Origin of the sequence: Litorimonas sp. (assembly GCA_029936425.1) — a bacterium.
Lineage (GTDB): Bacteria > Pseudomonadota > Alphaproteobacteria > Caulobacterales > Maricaulaceae > Litorimonas.
This window is the reverse complement of record JAPYSU010000031.1, coordinates 1-6,129: the sequence shown is the minus strand read 5'-3', so window position 1 is coordinate 6,129 and position 6,129 is coordinate 1. Positions and strand designations below refer to the sequence as shown.

The 6,129-nt window shown below is 46.3% G+C and carries 2 protein-coding genes; both read left to right on the top strand.

What is annotated here, in order from left to right; genetic code table 11:
- Positions 1-134 precede the first annotated feature (134 nt).
- On the top strand, positions 135-4,457 hold the full coding sequence (locus tag ACN0IC_RS14550) for an AAA family ATPase (protein ID WP_416879511.1): 4,323 nt from the start codon (positions 135-137) through the stop codon (positions 4,455-4,457).
- Positions 4,458-5,422: 965 nt separating this feature from the next.
- The gene (locus tag ACN0IC_RS14545; protein ID WP_416879510.1) at positions 5,423-5,653 is read left to right on the top strand and encodes a hypothetical protein; all 231 of its coding nucleotides are present in this window, start codon (positions 5,423-5,425) and stop codon (positions 5,651-5,653) included.
- Positions 5,654-6,129: the final 476 nt, after the last annotated feature.

Below are 6,129 nucleotides of genomic sequence, written 5' to 3'. Positions count from 1 at the left end.
GCCAGTGTCAGGCTAATGTCCGGTTACTAAAGCAAACCAAGCTCAAACCTCATGATGCGAGACAAGGAATTGACACACTGAACGGAACCTTCAAGGTGCCTGAGTTGCGTGATACCCTTGACGCCATTGGGAGCATGGATGTTGTTTGTAAGCACTGTAATGCCCTCAAGTTCAAAGGTGAAACACCTTCCACGTGTTGCATGGGTGGCAAAGTCAAACTTCCTAGCTTTAAGACTCCACCACCAGAAATAAATAAGTTATGGTTTGATCAGACACCTGAAGCCAAATTATTCCGCGATAATGCCCGGCCATTGAATAATGCTGTATGTCTGGCCAGTGTGGAAGTCAAGGAAAGGAGATTTCGTAGTTCGTGGAATCCAACTGTCACCTTTGAAGGTCGGGTCACACAGAGGTCTGGGCCACTTTTACCCAACCATGGCGAGAAACCTGTGTTTGCGCAACTTTTTTTACACGACCCGCAACTGGAAACTGCAAATAGGCTTGAGAACATGAACATGGTTATTCAGCCAATGAGTGCCCCAAAAAGGCAAATGATGCGAAACCTTGTGGAGAGGGTCGAGACTGCGCTGCGGCAAGTAAACCCATATATCAAGGATTTTGTGCAGATCTTGGAGATCCCAGATGATGAGCTGGGAGAAGGCCATCTGGTCATAAGTGCTGATCGTAGAGACAGACCAGCAAACACTCACCCAAGGACTTACAATCTTCAATCTAACTTAAAAGAAGTGAGTGTGTTAACTAATTTTCAACCTCACGATTTGGTAATTAGGAAAAGGGGTGGTGGGATTCAAAGAATTTCTGACCTAAATCCTTCCGCCACCCCTCTCCACTTTACACTTCTTTTTCCTCATGGTGATTACGGTTATAGCCAATTCTTAAAGCATGTTGATAATAGAAAGAGAGTGAGCCCACGGGAATATTATGTGTATCACCTAAATATCCGTTCAGTGCCCATGGATTACATCTTTAGGGCAGGTAGACTGTTCCAGGAGTACATCGTGATGGCGTTTGTGATGATCGAAAGCCAGAGACTCAACTTCCAGCGCCAGAACCAGAAGGCTCTCAGGGCAGACACATACAGAAATGTGCGTGAGTTGACTGATGCCAGGCGACGGGATTTGGCACCAAGGGAGGATGGAATGCATCCTGATGATCACCTTCAACCTCAGGCTCAAGTTGGTCGGAAAATTCTTTCCAGTTCATTAGAGGGAAGCCCTAGATGGTATAATAAGCAATTTCAAAATGCAATGGCTGTTGTCAGAGAGTATCACAAGCCAGATTACTTTATTACAATGACCTGCAATCCTCACTGGAAAGAAATTACCGACCACCTGCAGCCAGGCCAGGCTGCTCAGGACAGACCTGATATAGTGGCCAGAGTCTTTAAGAGGGCAAAAGATCAGCTGCTAAATGACCTGATCAAAGGTGGAGTATTGGGGCGCACTGTAGCCCACCTGAGTGTAATCGAGTTTCAGAAACGTGGTCTACCTCACGTGCACATACTCCTGATCCTTGATAACTCTGACAGACCAAAAACTCCACAGGATATAGACAATATCATCTGTGCAGAGTTGCCACCTGACCCCGAGGATACAGATGATCCTGAGGAGAAGCTGCAGAGACAGCGCTTGCAGCAAATTGTGACCGACAACATGGTCCATGGTCCGTGTGGGGATAGGAATCCACAGTGTGTCTGCATGGAGGATGGTGTTTGCACCAAAAAGTATCGCAAGGAGTTTCAGTCTGAGACAATTCTGAATCCGGAAAATAACTTTCCAGTTTACAGGAGAAGGCATCCTGACCACGGTGGTCGTAAGATTGACATTCAGAGAAGGCGTGGTGGCCCAGTATTTGAGGTGGACAACCGAGACATTGTCCCATACAACCCGCTCCTTTTACTCCGATACAACTGTCACATCAATGTTGAAAGTTGCCTTTCTCCTATGGCTGCAAAGTATTTATACAAATACATCACCAAAGGTCATGACCGATCTATGGTGCGTACTGAAGTGGAGGGTGAGCAAAGAGACGAAATACAGGAATATGAGGACCTGAGGTCAGTGGGCTCCTGTGAAGCTATGTGGCACATCTTGGGCTACCCGATTGCCACTCACTACCCGCCTGTGAAGGATCTTAAAGTTCACCTAGAAGATCAACAGGGAATGGTCTTTGATGCTGGTGAAGAGGAGTCTGCTCTTGAGACGTACAAAGATACAACTCTCACTAAATTTTTCGAGTTTAACAAACGTGAAAATGAGAGAAGGAGGCAGGGTCGGTCGGCTGAAAAAAGAGACTGCCAATGTGATCCAATGCCAAAGTATGTGGACATGCCTAAGAGACATGTCTTTGATAAGAATGCGGACGGTGAGACTGTCTGGATGGAGAGAGCGAATAATAAATTCAGCCTCGGTCGGGTCCACAGCCTGCATCCGATAGCTGGGGACGCATTCTTCTTGAGAATGCTCCTCCACAACGATCACTGTCGTGGTAAAGAGAGCTTCCGGGACATGCTTGAAGTTCCTGGAGGAAGGGTGTGTGAAACCTATAAAGAGGTTTGCCGGGAGATTGGCCTTCTCGGGGACGATCTTGAGTGGCAGACTGCCCTGGAGGAACAGAGTCACACTGCAGGGTGCCCGCAGTTGCGCGAACTTTTTGTCACAATACTAATGTTTTGTGATGCGAGCAACCCGCGAGATCTTTTTGACCACTTCTGGGAGTCATGGACTGATGACTTCCTGCAGAAGGCAGTCCGTCAAGGAATCCACCTTCAATCTGACCAACTGAAGACACTGGTCCTGATAGATATTGAGCACAGGCTAGACTCATTTGAGAAACAGCTCGGACACTTTGGTCTGCCTAAACCAACGGCCGAAGAACTCGCCCAGGTGTCGTGCTTCACACGAGACGAACCTGCGGTCATAAGAGAGGAACTCGACTTTGAAGTTGAGGAGTTGACTGTCAATGTGGACACTGCTAAGAACCAGTTCACTGAAGACCAGAGACGCGTCTTTGACACCATCATGCAGGCCGTAGAGTCTGAGACACCGCTGCAGGCATTCCTCTCTGCCAGAGGTGGAGCCGGTAAAACATTCACAATGAACGCGGTGCTAGATGCAGTCCGAACCTTGGAACCTGGCGGCTCAATAGCCTTGGCCATGGCGAGCACAGGAATTGCGGCCAACATGCTTCATCTGGGCCGAACCTTCCACTCCAGGATGAAGGCTCCATTGTCGCCGAATGCAGAGTCCACGCTGTCAATTACAGCTCAGAGTGCCACAGCTGACCTCGTGAGACGGGCAAAGTTACTGTATATCGATGAGGCAACGATGATCCATAGGTTTCAGATTGAAGCCATGGATAGAACCTTGCGAGACCTCACTGGAAAACCTGACCTACCATTCGGAGGAAAAGTTGTCGTGTTGTCCGGCGATTTCAGACAGATTCTTCCTGTTGTGCCCGGTGCCTCCAGGGCAGAGTTGGTGGATGCATGTGTCAACAAGTCCAACCTGTGGCAACACTTCCGTGTCCTCCAACTCACAGAGAACATCAGAGTGTCGGCCAGTGGTGACCCCAAACTGGAAGCCTTTGACCAGTGGACTCTGAGTCTTGGCGACGGAACAGCAGAAACCAACTCTGAGGGTCGAGTGACCATCCCTGCTGACATATGTTTCCAGATTGACGTGAACACGGACAAAGAACGGTGGAGGGAGGGAAAATCTATGAATGATTTCTGTGACGAAATATTCCCAGACATTGACACAAACATCGGAGATGAAAGCTGGCTTGATGGCCGAGCCATCCTTGCTCCCACAAATGTAGAGGTGGATTCTATAAATGATCTGATGGAAAGCAAATTGTCTGGAAATGCACTGAAACTCTGCTCTGCAGACACTGTGATCAGTGATCATCCTGGTGAAACGTTTCGGTACAGTGTCGAATATCTGAACACGCTTCAACCCAGCGGGTTTCCACGTCACATGCTCAATTTAAAACCAGGCCAGCCCCTGACCCTCCTTAGGAACATCAACCTGAAGGCGGGTCTGTGCAATGGCACCCGTCTGATCTTCAGGAGAGTTGGAGAGGGCAACAGAGTCTTGGTTTGCACCATTGCAGGGACAGATAGGCAAGTTCTCCTGCCGAGAATTACATTTATGCCGAAGGAAAATGCCTTTCCATTTAATTGGTCCCGCCGTCAGTTCCCAGTCAGGACGGCGTTTGCGACCACGATAAATAAGTCCCAGGGTCAATCTCTGAAACGAGTTGGTGTGTGGCTCCGTAGGGAGATATTCACACACGGGCAGTTCTATGTGGCGGCTTCAAGGGTTGGCTCACCCGACCACATTAAGTTTGCCATACAGCCAGGGCATAACAAGGACCCTAACACTGCTTTGAACATCACGTTTAAAGAAGTGTTAGTATTGGCAGACCACCACTGAGTGGTTCTGTCAATCCACAGAGATAAAAATATAAATTCTTGGGTCAAATTTTAACCCTTGAAAACTAAGAGAGGACATATTATGGTAGCATTATGCACCATTGCGTTGTCTGCACAAATACATTGTATTGGACGAACTGTTTTGTGTAGCTATAAAACCTGTCACTGTGCCCGGAATGGTATCGAAAGCTTCCCCAAGTGAAATCTATGAAAGGAGGGTGCAGGTTTTATGGGGTAGCTACACAAAGCAGTTTATCCAGTACAATGTATTTGAGTAGAATTATCGTATCTCTGTGGTTCAATTCATTTCCGCAATTATTTATGCGAAGACACAGAATACTGTGTGTAGTCTTCAAGTGTTAGCAAATACAAGTACTTAGTACTTGTTCCCCGCTAGCACATTTAACATTAAAAGGGGTAAACCCGTGGTATTTAAATATTGTGATTCCAATCAGAATGTTTAAATGTCAACCGTCCAAACGCGGGATTAGTTCAATTTTAATAATAATTAAAAATGAACTAATCAAAATGGTGATGGACCCTTTTCATGTAAAATTCAAATGTTCTTCTAAATTAATGCATTATTGTTTAATTCAGGTAGAGCAGCCCAAAGATGACCACTTGAGACTTCTCAGCCACGGGGGGTGAGCAGCTGATCCCATCCAGCACCTGTGCATAGCCACCCAGGTCAACTTCATGGCAGCAGTCAACAACGAGGTGAGAGTAGAACTAGAATTATTATATCATGAAGAAAATATTTTCTGACCGCCTGTCATGTCCGCAGGGCAACTGTCACCGCTGACAAGCTGGAGATGATCAGCCACTTCATCAATGTCCTGGGCCTGGACAGCCTGGACCACAGGAGACCAGGAGCCGATTAAGTGGAAATTTAGTTTTGTGAAAAGTGAATAATTTTGAATTAATAGTCCAAACTTAACTAAAACTGTCATTTCAGATAACAGCACTATGATGCCAGTGACGATGCCCGAAGAAGACGAGTGGTTCCTCATTGCTGCCGCTGAAAATGAAGAGGTCGCTTCTTTCAATGCAACACTTGAAAACGATGAAGAAAATTCGTTCCTCCTTGAAACTGTTGTAGCTTACGACGAAAGTCTGGCAGAAGATAGTTTTCTCATGGAAGCTCGATGTGAACCACAGGAGACCAGGAGCCGATTAAGTGCAAATTTAGTTTTGTGAAAAGTTAATAATTTTGAATTAAAAATGGGTCTTAAAATGTATTTCAATATTGTTTTTCCGATAAGTGTAAATTCTGGCACTGCTCTTAGAAACACCAATTCCTTCGTCCGTCCTCCGTCACATTTTTAGAGGGCATGGTCGGAGGCCTAGCCCTCCCCATAAGAGGTATTGTCTGTCCGTTGGTTGGTTAGTATGTTGGTCTGTCCCCATTTTGATCTAATGGATTACTGCTACTACTACTCATACATCTTCAGGGGTATATATTCTTCAAGATTCGGGAAGGGGGGGGGGACGAAATGCCCTGAATGGGGAAGCGAAATGAAACTAAGAACACAAGTCAAAGTTACCCCCCTAATTTGAAGCAATTTGTACCCAAAACAACGCTAATTTAGGCTTTTTTGGTAAAAACACCAACTTACCCCCCTAATTTTGGACCTTTTTTGAAGAAAACAACAAGTAGTACACCTGTGTACTAC